Source organism: Aeromonas sp. FDAARGOS 1410 (assembly GCF_019048745.1).
In the GTDB taxonomy this organism is placed as follows: domain Bacteria; phylum Pseudomonadota; class Gammaproteobacteria; order Enterobacterales; family Aeromonadaceae; genus Aeromonas; species Aeromonas jandaei.
The window spans coordinates 691,387-710,704 of the sequence record NZ_CP077401.1; the positions used below are offsets into that span (position 1 = coordinate 691,387).

General features: G+C 60.5%; 17 protein-coding genes and 1 tRNA gene. 12 read left to right on the forward strand and 6 right to left on the reverse strand.

Annotated features, from left to right (window positions below; translation table 11 throughout):
- Positions 1-36: 36 nt before the first annotated feature.
- Positions 37-741: an MOSC domain-containing protein gene (locus tag I6L40_RS03210; RefSeq protein ID WP_216994986.1), complete on the forward strand. Its 705-nt coding sequence runs from the start codon at positions 37-39 to the stop codon at positions 739-741.
- A 155-nt stretch (positions 742-896) separates the two neighbouring features.
- Positions 897-973: transfer RNA gene (locus I6L40_RS03215), tRNA-Pro, on the forward strand.
- 379 nt (positions 974-1,352) lie between these two features.
- Here the strand turns inward: I6L40_RS03215 and I6L40_RS03220 are convergent.
- Positions 1,353-1,880, reverse strand: coding sequence for a hypothetical protein (locus I6L40_RS03220; protein ID WP_033115627.1), 528 nt, complete (start codon positions 1,878-1,880; stop codon positions 1,353-1,355).
- A gap of 124 nt (positions 1,881-2,004) precedes the next feature.
- The gene (locus I6L40_RS03225; RefSeq protein WP_182926811.1) at positions 2,005-2,469 is read right to left on the reverse strand and encodes a thioesterase family protein; all 465 of its coding nucleotides are present in this window, start codon (positions 2,467-2,469) and stop codon (positions 2,005-2,007) included.
- 133 nt (positions 2,470-2,602) lie between these two features.
- Between I6L40_RS03225 and recQ the strand changes: the two genes are divergently transcribed.
- Positions 2,603-4,438 carry an ATP-dependent DNA helicase RecQ gene (gene recQ, locus I6L40_RS03230; protein ID WP_216994987.1) on the forward strand — a complete coding sequence of 612 codons (1,836 nt, stop codon included), beginning with the start codon at positions 2,603-2,605 and terminating at the stop codon, positions 4,436-4,438.
- Between the two features lie 72 nt (positions 4,439-4,510).
- On the opposite strand, the gene I6L40_RS03235 is transcribed toward recQ, so the two are convergent.
- Positions 4,511-4,813 carry a cytochrome c gene (locus tag I6L40_RS03235; protein WP_042029510.1) on the reverse strand — a complete coding sequence of 101 codons (303 nt, stop codon included), beginning with the start codon at positions 4,811-4,813 and terminating at the stop codon, positions 4,511-4,513.
- 106 nt (positions 4,814-4,919) lie between these two features.
- Here I6L40_RS03235 and I6L40_RS03240 point away from each other — a divergent pair, with 106 nt between their 5' ends.
- The 3 genes from I6L40_RS03240 (at position 4,920) to I6L40_RS03250 (ending at position 7,414) form a co-directional block, all read left to right on the forward strand.
- Positions 4,920-6,347, forward strand: a complete 1,428-nt coding sequence (locus tag I6L40_RS03240) for a YdiU family protein (protein ID WP_216994988.1) — start codon at positions 4,920-4,922, stop codon at positions 6,345-6,347.
- 10 nt (positions 6,348-6,357) lie between these two features.
- Positions 6,358-6,645: a DUF3630 family protein gene (locus tag I6L40_RS03245; protein ID WP_216994989.1), complete on the forward strand. Its 288-nt coding sequence runs from the start codon at positions 6,358-6,360 to the stop codon at positions 6,643-6,645.
- Positions 6,646-6,739: 94 nt separating this feature from the next.
- Positions 6,740-7,414: a 7-cyano-7-deazaguanine/7-aminomethyl-7-deazaguanine transporter gene (locus tag I6L40_RS03250; RefSeq protein WP_216994990.1), complete on the forward strand. Its 675-nt coding sequence runs from the start codon at positions 6,740-6,742 to the stop codon at positions 7,412-7,414.
- Between the two features lie 268 nt (positions 7,415-7,682).
- Here I6L40_RS03250 and rraA read toward each other — a convergent pair whose 3' ends face one another.
- On the reverse strand, positions 7,683-8,168 hold the full coding sequence (rraA, locus tag I6L40_RS03255; RefSeq protein WP_021138460.1) for a ribonuclease E activity regulator RraA: 486 nt from the start codon (positions 8,166-8,168) through the stop codon (positions 7,683-7,685).
- A gap of 144 nt (positions 8,169-8,312) precedes the next feature.
- Here rraA and I6L40_RS03260 point away from each other — a divergent pair, with 144 nt between their 5' ends.
- Positions 8,313-10,166, forward strand: coding sequence for a methyl-accepting chemotaxis protein (locus I6L40_RS03260; protein ID WP_216994991.1), 1,854 nt, complete (start codon positions 8,313-8,315; stop codon positions 10,164-10,166).
- 122 nt (positions 10,167-10,288) lie between these two features.
- A complete protein-coding gene (locus tag I6L40_RS03265) occupies positions 10,289-10,933 on the forward strand; it encodes a chromophore lyase CpcT/CpeT (protein WP_071913991.1) in 645 nt (214 codons plus the stop codon).
- A gap of 93 nt (positions 10,934-11,026) precedes the next feature.
- Here the strand turns inward: I6L40_RS03265 and rpmE are convergent, their stop codons facing one another.
- Positions 11,027-11,242: a 50S ribosomal protein L31 gene (gene rpmE / locus I6L40_RS03270; protein ID WP_033115620.1), complete on the reverse strand. Its 216-nt coding sequence runs from the start codon at positions 11,240-11,242 to the stop codon at positions 11,027-11,029.
- 148 nt (positions 11,243-11,390) lie between these two features.
- Here rpmE and priA point away from each other — a divergent pair, with 148 nt between their 5' ends.
- Positions 11,391-13,598: a primosomal protein N' gene (priA, locus tag I6L40_RS03275; protein ID WP_083593507.1), complete on the forward strand. Its 2,208-nt coding sequence runs from the start codon at positions 11,391-11,393 to the stop codon at positions 13,596-13,598.
- 79 nt (positions 13,599-13,677) lie between these two features.
- Here priA and I6L40_RS03280 read toward each other — a convergent pair whose 3' ends face one another.
- Complete coding sequence (locus I6L40_RS03280; RefSeq protein WP_071913992.1) at positions 13,678-14,784, reverse strand: hypothetical protein; 1,107 nt, start codon at positions 14,782-14,784, stop codon at positions 13,678-13,680.
- Between the two features lie 159 nt (positions 14,785-14,943).
- On the opposite strand from I6L40_RS03280, the gene I6L40_RS03285 reads away from it, so the two are divergent.
- The 3 genes from I6L40_RS03285 (at position 14,944) to I6L40_RS03295 (ending at position 19,232) form a co-directional block, all read left to right on the forward strand.
- Positions 14,944-16,377: a DUF2867 domain-containing protein gene (locus tag I6L40_RS03285; RefSeq protein WP_071913994.1), complete on the forward strand. Its 1,434-nt coding sequence runs from the start codon at positions 14,944-14,946 to the stop codon at positions 16,375-16,377.
- 147 nt (positions 16,378-16,524) lie between these two features.
- Positions 16,525-17,751, forward strand: coding sequence for an aromatic amino acid transporter (locus I6L40_RS03290; RefSeq protein WP_216994992.1), 1,227 nt, complete (start codon positions 16,525-16,527; stop codon positions 17,749-17,751).
- Between the two features lie 239 nt (positions 17,752-17,990).
- Positions 17,991-19,232, forward strand: coding sequence for a malic enzyme-like NAD(P)-binding protein (locus tag I6L40_RS03295; protein WP_071913998.1), 1,242 nt, complete (start codon positions 17,991-17,993; stop codon positions 19,230-19,232).
- Positions 19,233-19,318: the final 86 nt, after the last annotated feature.

Sequence of the window (19,318 nt, forward strand, 5' to 3'; positions counted from 1 at the left end):
AAGATCCGCACTCTCTCGTCAACCCGGAGGATGAGAATGCGGATCTCCCTTTTTAGCGGCCGCGGCACCGAGCTGGTGCCCGGCCTTGTCTCTGCCATCCACAAGCTGTCGGTGACCGTGCCGGTTCGTTGCACCTTTGCCGGTCTGGAAGAGGATGAGCAGAGCGATCAGCGTCATCACGGCGGCCCGGATCGGGCGCTCCACTTCTATCCAGCTGACCATTATCCCTGGTGGCAGACCTGGCAAACTGCGCTGGGTCTTCCTGCTCCCCGCACTCCCTGGCAACCCGCCGCCTTTGGCGAGAACCTGTCCGGTGTCGGGCTGACCGAGACGCAGTCCTGCATTGGCGATGTCTATCGACTCGGTGAGGCACTCATCCAGATAAGTCAGCCCAGATCGCCCTGCTTCAAGCTCAATCAGCGTTTCGGCTATGGTCAGATGTCGCAGGTGATGCAGCTGAATGGCCGTTGTGGCTGGCTGCTGCGGGTGCTGGAGGAGGGGATGATTACACCCGAGGCGACCATGGAGCTGGTAGACAGGCCTTACCCGGAGCTGACGGTAAAGCGCACCGCCGATATCCTCTTCAATCAGGTACGTAACGAAGCGGATCTGTTGTTGCTGCTGGAGAATCCGGCCCTCTCGCCCAACTGGCGTCAGCATGCGGCGGATTGGCTGGAGCACGGCACCGTCGCTGACTGGCAACGCCGTCTGTTGGGCCCCGAGTCGCTGCGCTTGCCTTGAGGCAGAGTTAGCGGAATGTCACCATCCGGCTGCATTTCGGTAAACGGGGGCGACGAGTGTTGAATAGTTGAGCGAACGGCACTTTTTTTCCCTTTAAATGCAAAAAAGGCTTGTGTCGGGTCGGCCCTTTCGGTAAATTCCCGTCCCGCAGACATCGGTGTGTAGCGCAGCTTGGTAGCGCACTTCGTTCGGGACGAAGGGGTCGGAGGTTCGAATCCTCTCACACCGACCAAATTTGAAAAGGCCGCTCAATAGAGCGGCCTTTTTGCATTGCGTCTTTCTGCTTTCTCGCTTCACTTTACCTGCCGACCTGCCGACCTGCCGACCTGCCGACCTGCCGACCTGCCGACCTGCCGACCTGCCGACCTGCCGACCTGCCGACCTGCCGACCTGCCGACCTGCCGACCTGCCGACCTGCCGACCTGCCGACCTGAAAATTGGCCAAGTGATCTCACTTGCTGTATTCGGGGCCGAAGCAAAACCACGGATATTAAAAGGGCCACCGCTTGGTGGCCCATTGGTGGAGTCTATTCTGACTCCGGCACTCTAGATTGTGGCAATCTCGTTATGGTTCTTGTCTATGGTGCCCTCCTTGCGCGCCAGGCGCTTGTTCAGATATGCCAGTGCTGATGCCGCAAAGCCTTTAAACTGTGTTGGGGCAGCAAGGCCGCGTGTTTGGGGTACTCACAAATAAAATGTTCGATTCCCTCCATCAGTTGTTCACGTAATGAAATCACGGGCTCATGCCAGGCTTGCAGGCATAGGTGGCCGGGGATCAACTGCTCCTGATAATCTTCCAGCAGCTGTTCTGGCCAGGGCTCAATACCGGAATTGCGTTGCAGCAAATAGTGGGCGGCGGGTTCACGGGCATAAATGAACTGAATTTGGGCCAGATCGCGTTGGCTTAGCGTTTGACTGTTGATGTGACAGGTCAAATATTTTCCAGTCTTCAGGTCCAGAAAGTGACCGCGTTGCCGACAGGGGACGATGCGATACCAAGGCAGGGGTGAGGAGAGAGAATACCCCTCAAGCTCCTGTTCCAACCAGTGGCGACACTCGGGTGTCTGCACCTCGTCGAGCATGGACTCGAGCTGTGTCAACAAGGCTCTGGATGGTTTGATGGCCAGTTTCGCACTCATCACCTGCAATCCTCCCTCTGCACACAATCCCGACTATGAGTATGGACCTGCTTTAGCCAGAGGGGGTAGGGAATCTAATGATTAAAAGTGGATTAGCAGAGTGCTTTTTATGCATTAATGGCGTTTAGCCCACCAGATAGGTGCCGGTCCCAAAGGCGATATGGGTGCCCTCTTCGTTGTGCAGCTCCATCCGGGCTACCGCGACCTTGCTGCCGGCCCGGATGATGTGGGCGGTGGCAATAAACTCGTTGCCGCGCCCCGGCCGCAGATAGTCCACCCGCAGATCTATGGTGCCGAGGCGGGAGAAGCGTTCCTTGAGATAACTGGGGGAGAAATCCTCCAGATCGTCGATGCAGGAGGCCGCGACTATCATGCCGCCCGCCACGTCGAGCAGAGCTGCTGTGACGCCACCGTGCAGGATGTTGTGGAAGGGGTTGCCGATCAGCTTCTCCTCCATCTTGATGCGCAGCTCCACCCGGTCGAAGTCGTAGTGGGTCACCTGCATGCCGATCAGCTTGTTGAAGGGCATCTTTTCGGCGAACAGGTTGGCAATGCCACTGAGCGCCATCTTCTTGAGCATCTGTTTCATTCCTTGAATCCGATTCCTGTTTGCAAAGCAGAGTAAAAGCTCCAGCCAGTCTGCAACAGTTCTTTAACAGTCGCAATGGCAGGTTTATTGTGGGCGGCGGCTGCTTTAGAATGGCGACCCCAAAGGAGAGCCCATGACCGCGATTGCCGAAACCCTGCCAGATCCTCAGCCAGAGAGTCCGCTTGCCCTGCTGCAGGCGGTCTTCGGCTATCAGCAGTTCCGGCCGGGTCAGCTCGAGATTATCGAGCAGATCGTGGCGGGGCGCGATGCGCTGGTGCTTAAGCCCACCGGCGGTGGCAAGTCGCTCTGTTACCAGATCCCAGCACTGTTGCGACCCGGGCTCGGGGTGGTGGTCTCTCCCCTCATTTCACTGATGAAGGATCAGGTCGACAGCCTGCGAGCCAACGGCGTGGCCGCGGTCTACATCAACTCGGCCCTGAGTCGGGAGGAGATGATCCAGAACTTCGCTGCCATGCGTCGCGGCGAGATCAAGCTGGTCTATGTCTCCCCCGAGCGACTGCTGCAGCACGAATTTATGGACCGGCTGGCCGAGCTGCCGCTCGGGCTGTTCGCCATCGACGAGGCGCACTGCGTCTCCCAGTGGGGCCATGACTTCCGACCGGAATATGCGGCGCTGGGCCGGCTCAAGCAGTGGTTCCCGCAGGTGCCGGTAGTGGCGTTGACCGCCACCGCCGATGAGGCGACCCGCAGCGATATGTTGCACCGGTTGGAACTGAGCGATCCCTTTATCCACACTGCCAGCTTCGATCGCCCCAATATCCGCTACAGCCTGGTGGAGAAGTTCAAGGCGGCCGAGCAGCTACTGCGCTACGTCCAGAGTCAGAAGGGCAACTGCGGCATCGTCTACTGCTCCAGCCGCAACCGGGTGGAGGAGGTGGCCGAGCGGCTATCCCGTCACGGCTGCAAGGCGGCACCCTACCATGCCGGTCTGCCGCTCGAGCTGCGTCAGCAGACGCAGGAGGCCTTCCTCAAGGATGATATCGAGATAGTGGTGGCGACGGTGGCGTTTGGTATGGGCATCGACAAGCCCAATGTGCGCTTCGTGGTGCACTACGACATCCCGAAGAACATCGAATCCTACTATCAGGAGACCGGTCGCGCCGGTCGTGATGGCACCCCGGCCGAGGCGTTGCTGCTCTACGATCCTGCCGATATCGGTCGGGTGCGCCGCCTGCTCGACAACATCGAGAATCCTCAGCAGCTGCAGGTGGAGCAGTACAAGCTCAACGTGATGGCGGCCTTTGCCGAGGCGCAGACCTGCCGCCGTCAGGTGCTGCTCAACTACTTCGGCGAGTACAACGACAAGCCGTGCGGCAACTGCGATATCTGCCTCGATCCGCCCAAGAGCTATGACGGCACCGAAGATGCCCAGAAGGCGCTCTCCTGCGTCTGGCGGGTGGGACAGAATTTCGGGGTGGGTTATGTGGTGGAGGTGTTGCGCGGGTCGCTGAACCAGCGCATCAAGGATCACGGCCACGACAAGCTCTCGACCTATGGTATCGGCAAGGATCAGAGCCACGAATACTGGATGAGCGTGATCCGACAGCTGATCCACAAGGGGCTACTGACCCAGAACATTACCCGCAACTTGGTGTTGCAACTGACCGAAGCGGCCCGTCCGGTGCTGCGTGGCGAGGTGAAGCTGGCGCTGGCAGTGCCCCGCTTGCAGCCTATCTCCAGCCGCAAGGAGAAGCGCAACGGTCTGCTCGACAATGCCAACTATGACAAGCGGCTGTTCAAGGAGCTGCGCGCCCTGCGCAAGCAGATTGCCGAAGATGAAGAGGTGCCGCCCTACGTGGTATTCAACGATGCCACTCTGGTGGAGATGGCACAATTGATGCCGATGACCGAGGAGGAAATGCTGGCGGTCAACGGCGTCGGTCACCGCAAGCTGGAACGTTTCGGTGAAGCCTTTATGGACCTGATCATCGACTATTGCCGGCGGTAAGCAAGCTTGGCGAAGCACGGCCGAATGGATGCTTCGCCAACTGGGAGGCGCCCGACAGTCGGGCGCAGCAGATTACTTGAGGCTGGCGTAATAGGCTGCCAGATTCTCCATATCCGCATCGGTGAGCGGTGCCATAAAGGGAACCATCAGGGGCTCTTTGCGGCTGCCATCCTTGAAAGCCTTCAGCTGTTTCACCAGATAGGCGGCATTCTGTCCGGCCAGATGGGGGTAGTTGGGGATCATCGCCTTGCCTTCCACGCCGTGACAGGCGGCACAGACGGCCGCTTTGGTCTTGCCCGCTTCGATATCGGCTGCCTTGACCTGATGAACCCAGGCCAGAGCCAGCAGGGGCAGGGCATATAGCCACTTTTGCATCTTCTTCTCCTTGAATTGAACAAATGAGGATTGCCGGTTGGCGGACAGCCTGCTGACGGCAGTATAAAGAGTGACACGAGCATACTCAGGGATGAATGGCACAACCATGAAGCTGATCAACACTTTTGCGAGCGAACTGCCCTGGGCCTGTGAACCTGTGGTGCCCCAGCCGCTACAACAACCCCGGCTACTTCACCTCAACCGCGCTTTGCTGGCAGAGCTGGGGTTGGGAGGCGTCAGCGAGTCTGACTGGATCGCCTGCTGTGGCGAAGGGAAATTGCTGCCCGGCATGCAGCCGGTGGCGCAGGTGTATGCCGGCCATCAGTTCGGCGGCTATAGCCCACGGCTTGGCGATGGCCGGGCGCTGCTGCTGGGTGAGCAACAGGCGCTAGATGGCCAGCGCTGGGATCTCCATCTGAAGGGAGCGGGCAAGACACCTTTCTCCCGTTTTGGCGATGGCCGCGCCGTATTACGCTCGAGCATTCGCGAGTATCTGGCCTCCGAAACGCTCCATGCCCTCGGCATACCGACCACCCGGGCGCTGGTGCTGGTGGGCAGCCAGGAGCCCGTTTACCGCGAACAGGTGGAGACGGGAGCGACCGTGCTGCGCACCGCCCCCAGTCATCTGCGCTTCGGCCATATCGAGTATTTCGCCTGGAGCGGGCAGGGGGAGAAGATCCCGCCGCTCATCGATTATCTGCTGCGCCACCACTTCCCCGAACAGGAGAGTGGTGCCGAACTGTTTGCCGAAGTGGTGTGCCGCACCGCGCGGCTGATTGCCAAATGGCAGGCGGCGGGCTTCTGTCACGGGGTAATGAATACCGACAACATGTCGCTGCTCGGCCTGACGCTGGATTACGGGCCATACGGCTTTATCGATGCCTATGTGCCCGATTTTGTCTGCAACCACTCGGATCCGGCGGGTCGTTACGCGCTGGATCAGCAGCCGGCGGTCGGTTACTGGAATCTGCAAAAGCTGGCGCAGGCGTTGGCTGGCCATGTAGACGGTGATGCGCTGGCTGCTGCGCTGGCCCAGTACGAACAGCAGCTGATGCTGCACTACTCCGAACTGATGCGGGCCAAACTCGGGCTGGCGGTGTGGGAGGAGGATGACCCGGCGCTTTTCCGAGAGTTGTTCCGATTGTTGGCGGCCCATAAGGTAGATTACCACCTGTTCCTGCGCCGTCTCGGTGAGGTGACGGGAGAGGGGGCATGGCCGGCATCCTTGCTGGTGTTATTAGCCGACCCCGCTGCGTGGCAGGGGTGGTTGACTCGTTACCGGGAGCGGCTGGTGCGCGAAGAAAGCGAAGATGCCGTGCGCAAGGCGCGGATGGATGCCATCAATCCCAAATATGTGCTGCGCAATGCGCTGGCCCAGCAGGTGATCGATGCTGCCGAGGCTGGCGATATGCAGCCGTTCGAGCGCTTGTTTGCCGCTTTGCAACGCCCCTATGATGAACAACCCGAATATGAGGATCTCGCTACCCCGCAACCGGCATGGTATTGCGGTGGCGAGCTCTCCTGCAGCAGCTGAGAGATTTGGAATGAGATGGCAGATCAAACAGATAGATAGCGATGCCGGAGTTGTAATGCTGGCGTGCTCCGCTCTCGACTGGGACACCTTTCCGGCCTTGGCCGGGGCGCTGCTGCAGGCGTGGGAGCTGCATCCACTGGAGCGGGATGTCGGTGCCGATCGCCATAGCTGGTTGCTGGATTTCGAGGGGAGCCAGTTCAGACTGGAGTTTGAGCACTACAGCGGCTGCTGGTTGGAGGCGGTACGTCCTGAAGATCGGGAGACGCTGCTCTGGCTTGCCAGACAGCATAAAGATTGAACTATCGGTTTTGGGGCGTATAATCTCGCCCCTCGATTATCGCCAATGGTGGCGATATGGGTTCCCTAACCCCATTAACCAAAAAGGTCACAAGATGAATCTGACCCCTGAGCAGTACCAAACGGCGCTCGTTCGCCTGTCGTTGTTCCATATCCTCGTTATTGCCAGCAGCAACTATCTGGTTCAGCTGCCCATCACCGTCTTCGGTTTTCACACCACCTGGGGCGCGTTCAGCTTCCCGTTTATCTTTCTGGCGACCGACCTGACGGTGCGGATCTTCGGTGCCGGTCTGGCGCGCAAGATTATCCAGACCGTGATGCTGCCGGCACTGGCCATCTCTTATGCGCTCTCCGTACTCTTTTTTGAAGGGAGCTTCCAGGGGGTTGGCCATCTGGCTGAATTCAACCTGTTTGTGGCACGTATCGCGCTGGCCAGCTTTATGGCCTATCTGGTGGGCCAGTTTATGGACGTGGTGGTATTCAACCGCCTGCGTCTGCTCAAGCACTGGTGGGTGGCGCCAGCTGCTTCCACCCTGTTTGGCAACATGGTCGATACCATCGCCTTCTTCAGTGTGGCCTTCTGGCGCACGACAGACCCCTTCATGGCGGAGCACTGGGTCGAGATCGCGACCGTGGACTATGTGTTCAAGCTGTTGATTAGCCTTGGTTTGTTCGTGCCGCTCTACGGCGTGCTGCTGCGCTATCTCAGTCGCAAGCTGGTTGGAGAGGCAGGATTGCCCGGGTTGCAATCCGCAGTCCGACAAGCCTGATGAAATTGGCCACCCTTAGCGGTGGCCAATTTTTTTGCCTGATTGGCAAATAAAGCTTGCTCAATTAAATGAGAATGATTATCGTTAACTTGTTTTCCGGGAAAGGCCTCATCCGTTCCAACGTGATGGACTTCTTGTGAAGGCACGACATTGCTCACATTGCTTCCAGTTAAGGGCCAGTTTATCTGGCCCTCTTTTTTTGTCCCGGTTTCGGCAAATTGCGGGCATAAAAAACGGGAGCAGTTGCTCCCGTCATCATGCTGCTGGCTTACTCGATGTCGAGTGCCTCGGGGGAGAGGATCACCCCTGTGGTATCGGCGTAGAGATGATCGTCAGGCAGGAAGGTGACTCCGCCAAAATTGACCGGCAGATCCGTTTCCCCCACATCCTTGCTATCGGCGCCGACCGGAATGGCCGCCAGCGCCTGAATGCCGATGTCGAGATCTTCGAGGATATCGACTTCGCGGACGCAGCCGTAGCAGACAATCCCCTCCCACTCGTTTTCAGCGGCAGTGGTGGCGATTTCGCTGTCGATCAGGGCGCGGCGCATGGAGCCACCGCCATCGATCAGCAGCACCCGGCCAACGCCGTTCTCTTTGACGAGTTCACGGATGAGACCGTTCGATTCGAAGCACTTGACGGTGGTGATGACGCCGCCGAAAGAGGCACGGCCGCCGAAGGAGCAAAGCATGGGTTCGAGCACATCCACCATGTCCTGATAGATGTCGCACAGTTCTGAAGTGTTGTATTCCATAGTGTCAAATCCACGGCTGGAAACAGGTGGATCCAGTATAAGGAGTGAGACCGGCATTTCAATGAATATTCCTTGAACAGCCACAGGGATAACGTTTTCCGCATAAGCTCAATGCAGTTCATCCGTACAGGTGAGAGGTGCATCGTGCTGATCCGTCATAAGTTGATTCTGAATACCGTACTGGTTGCCATTGCCATGATGGTACTGAGCGGCCTCTTTATCTATTCGAGCCAGGTTACCCGCAGCCTGACACAAGCCCAGCGCAATGTGGACGGGCTGGAGATCGCCATGCTCAATTTGCGGCGGGCCGAGAAGGATTTCCTGCTGCGCAAGGATCTGAGCTTCGTTAACCATTTCAATGAGGTCATGACGCAGTTCCACCAGCTGGACGAGACCCTGGGCCGTGACGACAACCTGGCTGCGGTGCATGCCGATCTGGCCAGGCTGGATCAGCAGATGGCGGCTTACGGCAAGGCGTTTCTGGAGCTGGTTGCCCAGCAGCAGAAGATTGGTCTTGGGCCGGAGGATGGGCTCTATGGCAAGCTGCGGACTGCCGTGCATGAAGTGGAAGATGGCCTCAAAAAGCTGGATCAGCAGGGGTTGCTCATCACCATGCTGCAGCTGAGACGGGCGGAGAAAGACTTCATGCTGCGATCAGATGTCCAGTATCTCGACCGTTTCCAGACTCTGCACAAGAGTTTTCAGCAGAGTCTGGCCGCCTTGCCGGAAGCCGACCGCGGCAAGCTGGAGCAGGCGAGTGAACAGTACCGGCAGGACTTTGTTGCATTGGTGCAGGGTATGCAGGTGCTGGGGCTGAATGAGGATGAAGGGCTGCGCAACCAGATGCGGGGCTTGGTTCATCAGACCGAGCAGGTGTTCTCTGCCGTCGACCAGCATATCGCCGGTGAGCTGGATCAGCAGACTGCTCGCCTCAATACCCTGATGTTGATGTGTGGCGGGGTGATCATCGTACTGATAGGTGTCATGAGCGTGCTGCTGGGTCGCAGTATCGATCGTCCCATTAGCCGGGTAAATGATACCGTCAATCGCATTCGTCAGGATAATGACCTGCGCCTCAAGATCGAGCTGCAGGGAGCCGATGAAATGGCTCAACTGGCGGGGAATCTTGATGTGATGCTGGGCGGCTTCCGCAACCTGATTGGCGATGTGAAACAGAGCGTGCATACCCTGACGGAGGCGGCAGATCACCTCTCGGACAACGTTAAACGTACCAGTGAGGGAGCGGCTCGTCAGCTGCAGGAGACCGACATGGTGGCCACCGCCTCGACCGAGATGGGCTCCACCATAGAGGAGATCGCCCGCAACACCGAGCAGGCCGCCAACAATGCCCAGGCGACCAACAACAAGGCGATGGAGGGGCGCAGTGCGGTGGAGAACACCGTCGACCAGATCCGTCTGCTGGCTGACAATCTCGAGCACTCATCCCGCGAGGTTGGTCAGTTGCAAAGAGAGAGCGAGACCATCGGCTCGGTGCTGGACGTCATCCGCGGTATTGCCGAGCAGACCAACCTGTTGGCCCTCAACGCGGCGATCGAGGCGGCACGGGCGGGGGATCAGGGGCGCGGTTTTGCGGTGGTGGCGGATGAGGTGCGCAGCCTTGCCATTCGCACCCAGAAATCGACTCAGGAGATCGCCGGCATCATCAGCTCGTTGCAGAAGCAGACCGGCAGTATCGTCGAGGTGATGGCGACCTGCCGCGAGCAGGGGAGTCGCAGTTCCGATCAGGCCAACGTGGCGGGGGCGCTGCTGGAGCAGATCACTCAGGATGTTACCCACATCATGGATATGAGCACCCAGATTGCGGCGGCGATCGAGGAGCAGAGCCTGGTTGCCAACGAGGTGAATCGCAACGTCAACAACATCCGCGACATTGCGCAGGAGTCGAGCGCCATGGCGGCGGAGAATGCCAGATCCAGTCAGGGGCTGAACGAGCAGGCCAAGCTGCTGAATCAGGCGGTCGCGAAATACCGGGTTTAGTGATCGGGCGGGCATCCTTGCGAGGTTTTTTCACCAGAGTGGCAATGATTTGATCGTAATGGCTGTTATTGAACAGCTTCGCTCATATAATCGCCGCCACTATGATGATTCGGAAGGATTCGATGACAAAGTTGCTGGTGGCCGTATTCGGGCTATTTTGCTCCTGTCTGGTATCGGCAGGAGTATCGTCCCGGGCCACTATTTCCGGCATGGAGCCGCTGCTCAGCTGGTTCAGCGGTGATTTTTCGAGCCAGGAGCAGGCGCGATACGACGATCGCTTTACCAGCGCTGAACTGCGTCTGGTGGAGATCTGGCGTGGCTATCAGGGCTATCGCTGGGTCTATGCCGAGCAGTATCTGACCCTGCGGGCCGTTCGCCCCTTCCGCCAGCGGATCTATCGTTTCTCCCCCAGTCCTGACGGACGCATTCTGATGGCCGAACTGACCATGCCGCGGGCCACCGACTTTGCCGGCGCCTGGCACAACCCGGAATTGCTCGATAGCCTCACCCCCCAGCAACTATCTCTGCGTCGTGGCTGCGAGATCTGGTTGAGCCGCACGCCATCCGGTGAATATGCCGGTCATACCCGGGTTGGTCACTGCGCTACCGATTTCGGTGGCGCCAGCACGCTGGTGCAGCATGTCTGGATTGGTCCCAACAGTGTCAGACTGCTGGATCGGGCTTATGATCTGGCGGGCAAGGCGCGCTGGGGGAGTCCGGGGGAGGGATATGTCTATCTGCGCAGGGTGCGCGAGCGTGGGCACTGAGCCTGACTGGCGAAAAACGTGAATGATTGGAAGACCACAGAAACAAAAAAGACGCCCATAAGGCGTCTTTTTCAGAATTCGTCAGAAGTAGAATTACTTCTTGGAAGTCATCGCACCGAAACGCTTGTTGAACTTGTCTACGCGGCCGCCGCTAGAAACTTCTTTCTGCTTGCCGGTGTAGAACGGGTGGCACTCGGAGCACACGTCCAGGTTCAGATCTTTACCGATGGTAGAGAAAGTGTTGATGACGTTACCGCAAGAGCACTTGGCGGTGATGGCTACGTAGTCAGGATGGATACCAGCTTTCATGGACAACCTCAAAGTAATAGGCCGTGTCGCCATCCGATCTCTTGTCGGACACCACACGATTGTTGAACACAGTTTCAAAGGCTGCGAATAATATAGGAAATGCCTGAGATCAGGCAAGTGGCTTCGCAGAAAAAATAGGCAACCTCTGGTGAATTCTTCCCAAACGCTGGATCTGGTTCGTGTGGCTGTACCGGTGCCGCTACGCCGTCATTTCGACTATCTCTCCCCCCTGCCGTTACCTGCTCCCGGTTGTCGGGTCGAGATCCCTTTCGGCCCGCAAACCCTGGTCGGGCTGGTGGTGGAGCACCCGGCCGACAGCCAGGTGCCGCGTAACAAGCTCAAACCCATCAAGCGGGTGCTGGATAGCGCCCCCGTGCTGGGGCCCGACATTCTGGCGCTGATGAACTGGAGCGCCAGTTACTACCAGCACCCGTTGGGAGAGGTGCTGCCGCACGCCCTGCCGGTGCTGGTGCGCAAGGGGGAGCCGGCCGCCTATCGCGAGCTGGAGTTCTGGTTTGCCACCGAGGCCGGCATGGCCATCGATCTCAATGAACTCAAGCGGGCAGCCAAGCAGCAGCAGGCGCTCGCTCTGCTGCGCAAGGGGCCGCAGACCCCCTCCGCCCTCAAGCAGGAGGAGATCCAGAGCGCCGCACTCACTGCGCTGGAGAAGAAGGGGCTGCTGGAGAAGCGCTCGCTGGAGCCGAGTCACGACGGCGACTGGGCTGCCCGTTTTGAACCGGGGGAGGGGCTGCGCCTCAACGGCGAGCAGGCGCTGGCCGTTTCTGCCGTTACCAGCCAGAGCGACAAGTTCGGTGCCTTCCTGCTGGACGGCATCACAGGTTCCGGCAAGACCGAAGTTTACCTGAGCATCCTCGAGCCGCTGCTCAAGGCGGGCAAGCAGGCGCTGGTGATGGTGCCGGAGATCGGCCTCACCCCGCAGACCATCAACCGCTTCCGGCGCCGCTTCAACGTGCCGGTGGTGGCGATGAACTCGGCCATGAACGATCGGGAGCGGCTCGATGCCTGGCTTGCCTGCCGCGACGGCGGCGCTGCCATCCTGATCGGCACCCGCTCTGCGGTGTTCACCCCGTTTCACAACCTCGGCATCATCATCATCGACGAGGAGCACGACGGCTCCTTCAAGCAGCAGGACGGTTTTCGCTACCACGCGCGGGATCTGGCGGTGATGCGGGCTCATCGTGCCGGGATCCCCATCCTGCTTGGCTCGGCCACCCCGTCGCTGGAGACATTGCACAACGCCCGCAGCGGCAAGTATCACCATCTCACCCTGACTCGCCGCGCCGGCAATGCCCAGACCGCCCGTCAGGTGATCCTGGATATCAAGAACGTGCGACTGCAGGCCGGGCTTTCCCCTCAGCTGGAGCAGTTGATGGCGGAGCATCTGGCGGCGGGCAACCAGGTGATGCTGTTTCTCAACCGCCGCGGCTATGCCCCGGCCCTGATCTGCCACCAGTGTGGCTGGAGCGCCGCCTGCGAGCGCTGCGATGCCTGGTACACCTGGCATCAGGCCGGGCGACGGCTGCACTGCCACCACTGCGACAGCGTGCGCCCGCTGCCCCATCACTGCCCCGAGTGCGGCAGCAACGAGCTGATCGGCTCCGGGGTTGGCACCGAACAGCTGGAGCAGCTGCTTAGCACCGTGTTCCCGCAATATCCGGTGGTGCGTATCGATCGGGACAACACCCGTCGCAAGGGGGAGTTGGAGACCCACCTCGGTGACATCAAGGCGGGCAAGTACAAGATCCTGATCGGTACCCAGATGCTGGCCAAGGGCCACCACTTCCCGGATGTGACGCTGGTCGGACTGCTGGATGTGGATGGCGCGCTATTCAGTGCCGATTTTCGCGCCGCCGAGAAGCTGGCCCAGCTCTACACCCAGGTGGCGGGCCGTGCCGGTCGTGCCAGCAAACCCGGGTTGGTGGTGCTGCAGAGCCACCATCCGGAGCACGCCCTGCTGCAGGATCTGACCCAGAACGGTTACGGCCACTTCGCCGATACGGCGCTGAAAGAGCGCCGCCTGCTGGGGCTGCCGCCTTTCAGCTATCAGGGACTGTTTCGGGCCGAGGCCAACGGCCGTGACGAGGTGCAGCTGTTCCTCGCTCGTCTCGCCGATACCCTGCGCAGCGCCCGCTATCCCCATGTTCAGGTGCTCGGGCCCATCAGCGGTTTTATGGAGCGCAAGGCGGGCAAGTTCCGCATGCAGTTGCTGGTGCAGGGGCCGAACCGGGCTCCACTGGCCCAGCTGCTCGATTGGGCGGTGAAGGAGCTGGAGGGGTGGCCCGAGACCAAGCGGGTACGCTGGAGCCTCGACATCGACCCCACCGAGCTGAACTGAGTCAGGCTCTTGTCGCTGATGGTGAAGCGGTCGCTGGCGCGCTTCGTCAGCGACCGGGTTTGCCATGCGGGTGCAGGGGTCAGACCCGCAGGTCGACCTGCTGCACCCAGCCTCCCTTGCCCTGCTCGGTCACATAGAGACCGGACTGGCGCAGCACCCCCTGATTGCCGCTTTCCCCCAGATGGTTGAAGGGGGTGTCGAGGGGATGGAGCAGGATGGCGCCGATCCCCAGCTCCACCAGGGCGATGGGGGATTGCTCCGGCTGCCAGAACTGCAGCGCCGAGAACTGGCTATCCCGCTCGTCCAGCACCCCGTTGCCATCCTCATCCAGGGTTGCCAGCTCGCCAAAACCGTTGCCGGAGCGGGCCCCGAACAGCTCGCCGCCATCGTCTATGGTGCCGTTGCCGTTGCGATCCAGCGCCACAAAGCCGCTGCCTTCACTCAAGCCCGGCAGGCTATCCTCTTTGCCATCCTGATCAATGTCGAACTTGACCCGGGCGTCGGTCAGGCCGGCGATTTTTCCATCCAGACTGAGCACCAGCGGATCCTTGAGGGCATTGAGGGTAGTGCGGCGCTTGCTGATATCGAGCTGGCGCCAGTCCAGTACAAAACCGAGATCAAGTTGCAGGCTCTGGCCATCCTGAGTCTCTATGCTGGCCGAGGCGACTACGTTGAGCTGCTCCTTTTGCAGCAGGCTGTCGGTTACTTCCACCAGTTGATCCGGTTCGGCGGCGGGTTGACTGCCGTCGCCCGTCGGGGAGTTCACCCCCTCCGCGCTCTGGTCGGTCGGTTTGATCGGATCCGGCAGCTCGATTTCGTGGCCCAGCATCGCCTCGATCATCAGCTTGATAAGCCGCTGGTGGTTGTCGAGCCCGTCGTTGGGAACGCCGTTCTCCTCCTGATATTTACTCCCCTCCGCTTTGGCTGGTGCGGCTGTCGTCTGCGGGGGAGTCTGGGTATTGCTCCGGCTGCTGGCTTGCAGCGTCAGGGCACTGGCTTGCATCAGGGTAGTTCGCTGCTCGCCGGATGACGGTGTGGCGGCCGTCCCGTTGACGCCATTGGCCTGTGGCGTGACCGGTCCCAGTCTGCGCACCTTGCGGGCTTGCGCCTGTTGCTGCCGGTATTGCACCTCCCCTTGGAGGTCGTAGTGATCGATGCGCATATCTTCGCCCTCGGCGCTATACATCTGGTCAGTTATCGACCAGAGAATGAACCGGGATTAACACCAAATCGGACTAACAGGCAGAATTGTTAGTTCCATGTTGCAAAGTGACGGTGAGGCTGGATGATGGGCATTCAGGTTGCCAGCCCGGTGGCCGGGACGACAATGGAAAGGGGAGATAGGATGAGAAACTGTCTGGTGATGGGGGCGGCGGGCTATATAGGCTCCTATCTGGTGCCTCACCTGCAAACGTTGGGCTACAGGGTGATTGCCGGGGCGCGCCGTCCCTGCCGCTTGCCTGAGGGGGTCGAGTTTCGCCTCGCCGACAGCCTCAAGCCCATCACCCTGCTGCCTGCGCTGGCGGGCATCGATACCGTTTTTTATCTGGTGCATGCCATGGGGGCGGGGGCCGATTTTCACCGGCTGGAGCAGCAGGGAGTGAAGAACTTTGCTGCCGCCGCCCGCGCCGCCGGGGTGCGCCGCATCATCTATCTCGGGGCAATCCAGCCGGAGCAGTGCAACAGTCGCCATCTCAACTCCCGCCGCCACTGTGGCGAGCTGTTTCGTGAATCCGGCGTACCGACGGTGGAGCTGCGCGCAGGCATTATCATCGGCCCGGGCTCGGCGGCGTTCGAGGTGATGCGGGATCTGGTGTTCAACCTGCCGCTGATGGTGACGCCCAAATGGGTGCGCTCGCGCACGCCGCCGATTGCGCTGTCCAACCTGCTGCACTATCTGGGTGGGCTGGTGGAAGCCGACGAGGTGGATGGTCGCATCTTCAATGCGGTCGGCCCAGAACTGCTCAGCTATCAACAGCAGTTGCAGAAGTTCGCCGCCCATATCGGCAAACGCTGTCCCATCATTCCCATCCCGTTTCTGAGTCCGCGTCTCTCCGCCTGGTGGCTGCAGTTTGTCACCTCGGTGCCGCAGCCGGTGGCCAAGGCGCTGGTGGGCGGTCTCAAGCACGATATTCCGGCCGATGACGGCCCGCTGCGTGCCCTGCTGCCACAGACCCTGCTCAGCTTCGACGAGGCACTGGCGGAGAGTCTGGCGCTGGAGCAGAAGCTGGGGGCCGAGCAGCAGGGGCAGGAGACGCCGCTCGGCCTGCGCTGGCGCCATCCCGAATATGGCTTCTATGACCGTACTGCCAGCGGCGATGCCATCTGTCTCGCCTCCCCCGAGGTGGTATGGCAGGTGTTGCAGCGGCTGGGGGGCGAGAAGCGCTACTTCTACATGAACCAGCTGTGGGTGGTGCGCGAATGGATGGATCACCTGATCGGCGGCCCGGCACGCATCCGGGGTCGCACCAATCCCGATCGCTTCGTGAAGGGTGACATGCTCGACTCCTGGCAGATCCTCGGGGTGGATGAGGGGCGCAGGCTCGATCTGCTGTTCAACATGAAGGCCCCGGGCGTCGGCCGGCTGGAGTTCAACATCCTGCCGGAGGAGTCCGGGTTGACCCGCATCCGGGTCACCGCTCACTGGCATCCGCAGGGCGCCTGGGGGCTGGCTTACTGGCTCGCCATGCTGCCGTTCCACCTCTTCATCTTTCAGGGGATGACCGAGGCTATCGCCAGAGAGGCGGAGGCGAAAGCCGGGATCCCCGTAATGGATTGAGCCTCCTTTCTTCGCTCGGATGGCGCTGGCTGTACACGTCAGGCCCTCCCTTTGGCCCATATTGAGGTGCTTCCCCGGGCAAAGGCTGGCATCATGCCGCGGTCTTGTTTACCGCGGATAGATAACCAGTCAGAAAAAGAAGGGATTATGAAGAAAAAACCGTCAATTTTGGGGGGCGCCTGCATTATCGCCAGCGTCTGCGTGGGGGCTGGCATGCTCGGTCTGCCGAGTTCGGGGGCGGGGGCCTGGACCCTCTGGTCGGTGTTGGCACTGACCGTCACCATGGTGATGATGACCCTCTCCGGCTGGATGCTGCTGGAAGCCTTCCAGCACCACGACATGCGCGTCTCCTTCAATACCGTGACCCGCGAACTGCTGGGGGAGCGGCTCAACTTCTTCAACAATCTCTCGGTCTACTTTGTCGGCGGCATTCTGCTCTACGCCTACATCACCTCCTCGGGTGCCATCCTGCAGGGGATTCTGGGGATCGACAGCAAGCTCGCTTCCGTGCTGTTTGTGGCAGTGTTTTCGCTGGTGGTCTGGCACTCGACCCGCGCCGTTGACCGCATCTCTGTGGTGCTGATCGCTTTCATGATCATCAGCTTCGCCCTCGGTGTGACCGGTCTGCTCGGCCATATCAAGCTGCCGACCCTGCTCGATCTGGCTGGTGGTGAGAGTCACTACGCCCCCTATGCCATGGCGATGCTGCCGGTGGCGCTCACCTCGTTTGGCTATCACCACTCGGTCGCCTCCCTGCGCGCCTACTACCAGAACGAGCGGCAGGCAAAGTGGGCGATTCTGGGGGGAACCCTGATCGCGCTGGCGCTCTATGTGCTCTGGCTGCTGGGGATCTTCGGCAACCTGCCCCGTCAGGAGTTTGCCCCCGTGATTGCCCAGGGCGGCGATGTGAACGTGCTGCTGAAGGCGCTCTCCGGCGTCATCGAGTCGGAGCGGGTGGCCAGCGCTATCAACGGCTTCTCCATGGCGGCCATCCTCTCCTCCTTTATCGGGGTGGGGCTTGGGGTGTTCGACTATCTGGCGGATCTGTTCAAGTTCGACAACAGCCGTGCCGGTCGCTGCAAGAGCTGGGCTGTTACTTTCCTGCCACCGCTGCTGCTCTCGCTGCTCTTCCCGTTTGGCTTCCTGCTGGCCATCGGTTATGCCGGCGCAGTGGCCACTGTGTGGACCTGTCTTATTCCGGCGCTGCTGGTGCTGAAGTTCCGCGCCCGGGCTGCCAGTGGCAGCGCAGCCCCGCATTTCGTCACCCCGGGTGGCAAGCTGGTGGCCTGGCTGCTGATCCTGTTCGGACTGGCGACCGCACTGTTCCACTTCCTCGCGATGGCGAACTTGCTGCCGGTCTACTCGGGTCAGTAATCGGCACGCAGGGTCACATGATGGCGGCAGGGCAACTTGCCGCCATTTTTTCACCTGTAATGCAGGATCTATAACTAAAGTGGTATCTATGGCTGGGGGATGGTGCTAAACAAACTGGTCTGATCTGGCTAATGGCAGCATGATCTGCTGGGCATGCCCACCGCTTTCTTTTATGATCCCCGCCCTTCTGCGTGCCCCCTGCCGGCACCTCATTTGCACCAACCACATCGGGGTCCCCCATGTCCGATCTGCGTCAAGAAGCACTCGATTACCACGCCCAGCCCGTACCGGGCAAAATTGCCATCGCCCTGACCAAGCCTGCCGAAACCGCCCGCGATCTGGCGCTGGCCTACAGCCCGGGTGTCGCCGAGCCGGTGCGCGAGATCGCCGCCAACCCGGCCGATGCCTACCGTTATACCGGCAAGGGCAATCTGGTGGCCGTCATCTCCAACGGCACCGCCATTCTGGGGTTGGGCAATCTGGGGCCGCTCGCCTCCAAGCCGGTGATGGAAGGCAAGGCCCTGCTGTTCAAGCGCTTCGCCGGCATCGACGCCATCGACATCGAGGTGAAGCACGAGACCAGCCAGCAGTTCATCGACACGGTGGCGGCAATCGCCGATACCTTCGGCGGCATCAATCTGGAAGATATCAAGGCACCTGAGTGCTTCGAGATCGAGCAGGCGCTGATCGAGCGCTGCGATATTCCGGTGTTCCATGATGACCAGCACGGTACCGCCATCGTCACCGCCGCCGGTCTGCTCAATGCGCTGGAGATCCAGGGCAAGCTCATCAGTGACAGCCGCATCGTCTGCATGGGGGCGGGGGCTGCCGCCACCGCCTGCATGGATCTGCTGATCAAGTGTGGCGCCAGGGCGCACAATATCTTCATGCTGGATCGTCAGGGTGTTATCCACACCGGCCGCAGCGATCTCAACAAGTACAAGCAGCGCTTCGCCAACGAGACCCCGCTGCGCACCCTGATGGATGTCATCGAAGGGGCGGATGTGTTTGTCGGTGTCTCCGGCCCGGATGTGCTGCCCGCCGAAGCGGTCGCCCTGATGGCGCCCAATCCGGTGATCTTCGCCTGCTCCAACCCGGACCCGGAGATCAAGCCGGCGCTGGCCCACGGGGTGCGCAGCGACCTCATCATGGGCACCGGCCGCTCCGACTACCCGAACCAGATCAACAACGTGCTCTGCTTCCCCTTCATCTTCCGCGGTGCCCTAGATGCCCGTGCCAGCCGCATCAACGATGCCATGAAGATTGCCGCGGTCGAGGCGATCCGCGCACTGGCCAAGGAGCCGGTGCCGGCCGAGGTGCTGACCGCCGCCGGGGTGAGCGAGCTCGCCTTCGGCAAGGATTATGTCATTCCCAAGCCGATGGATGCCCGTCTGCTGCCGCGCGTAGCCCGCGCCGTAGCGCTGGCGGCGGTGGCCTCCGGCGTCGCCCGCATTGAGCTGCCTGCGGACTACATGCTGTAATCCGGCGTTGCAAACGGCCCCATAGCGGGGCCGTTTTTATCTCTGCTTCTGGCGACAGCCGGAGGCGTAACCCGGGTGACCGGTTG

What these genes read in the sequence shown, in the direction of transcription:
- I6L40_RS03210 (WP_216994986.1), top strand. Translation starts at nt 37, where the DNA reads ATGCGGATCTCCCTTTTTAGCGGCCGCGGCACCGAGCTGGTGCCCGGC.
- I6L40_RS03220 (WP_033115627.1), bottom strand. Translation starts at nt 1,880, where the DNA reads ATGAGTGCGAAACTGGCCATCAAACCATCCAGAGCCTTGTTGACACAG.
- I6L40_RS03225 (WP_182926811.1), bottom strand. Translation starts at nt 2,469, where the DNA reads ATGAAACAGATGCTCAAGAAGATGGCGCTCAGTGGCATTGCCAACCTG.
- recQ (WP_216994987.1), top strand. Translation starts at nt 2,603, where the DNA reads ATGACCGCGATTGCCGAAACCCTGCCAGATCCTCAGCCAGAGAGTCCG.
- I6L40_RS03235 (WP_042029510.1), bottom strand. Translation starts at nt 4,813, where the DNA reads ATGCAAAAGTGGCTATATGCCCTGCCCCTGCTGGCTCTGGCCTGGGTT.
- I6L40_RS03240 (WP_216994988.1), top strand. Translation starts at nt 4,920, where the DNA reads ATGAAGCTGATCAACACTTTTGCGAGCGAACTGCCCTGGGCCTGTGAA.
- I6L40_RS03245 (WP_216994989.1), top strand. Translation starts at nt 6,358, where the DNA reads ATGAGATGGCAGATCAAACAGATAGATAGCGATGCCGGAGTTGTAATG.
- I6L40_RS03250 (WP_216994990.1), top strand. Translation starts at nt 6,740, where the DNA reads ATGAATCTGACCCCTGAGCAGTACCAAACGGCGCTCGTTCGCCTGTCG.
- rraA (WP_021138460.1), bottom strand. Translation starts at nt 8,168, where the DNA reads ATGGAATACAACACTTCAGAACTGTGCGACATCTATCAGGACATGGTG.
- I6L40_RS03265 (WP_071913991.1), top strand. Translation starts at nt 10,289, where the DNA reads ATGACAAAGTTGCTGGTGGCCGTATTCGGGCTATTTTGCTCCTGTCTG.
- rpmE (WP_033115620.1), bottom strand. Translation starts at nt 11,242, where the DNA reads ATGAAAGCTGGTATCCATCCTGACTACGTAGCCATCACCGCCAAGTGC.
- I6L40_RS03280 (WP_071913992.1), bottom strand. Translation starts at nt 14,784, where the DNA reads ATGTATAGCGCCGAGGGCGAAGATATGCGCATCGATCACTACGACCTC.
- I6L40_RS03285 (WP_071913994.1), top strand. Translation starts at nt 14,944, where the DNA reads ATGAGAAACTGTCTGGTGATGGGGGCGGCGGGCTATATAGGCTCCTAT.
- I6L40_RS03290 (WP_216994992.1), top strand. Translation starts at nt 16,525, where the DNA reads ATGAAGAAAAAACCGTCAATTTTGGGGGGCGCCTGCATTATCGCCAGC.
- I6L40_RS03295 (WP_071913998.1), top strand. Translation starts at nt 17,991, where the DNA reads ATGTCCGATCTGCGTCAAGAAGCACTCGATTACCACGCCCAGCCCGTA.